General features: G+C 60.4%; 1 pseudogene. It reads left to right on the plus strand.

The annotated features are described in order from the left end of the window. Positions 1–57: 57 nt before the first annotated feature. A pseudogene (locus ABG80_RS04505) lies at positions 58–273 on the plus strand (protein rep); the annotation flags it as partial.

Below are 273 nucleotides of genomic sequence, written 5' to 3' on the forward strand. Positions count from 1 at the left end.
TGGTCATACGAAGTGAAGCGGGGAGACAACTCGGGCCAGTGGCACCCGCACCTGCACATGATCGCCTTGGCCGAGGTCGAGCCCAGCCAGGAGCGCTTGTCGCGGGATTGGCACCAGATCACCGGGGACAGCTTCAGCGTTGATGTGCGGCCCATCGTTGGAGATCCCGCCGAGGGGTTCATGGAGGTTTTCAAGTACGCCGTCAAGTTCAGCGATCAGCCGGTTGCCGATACATGGCATGCCTTTCAGACGCTCAAGGGGAAACGCCTTCTT

The sequence above is a fragment of the Aquabacterium parvum genome (genome assembly GCF_001447195.1).
GTDB classification, from domain to species: Bacteria; Pseudomonadota; Gammaproteobacteria; order Burkholderiales; family Burkholderiaceae_C; genus Aquabacterium; species Aquabacterium parvum.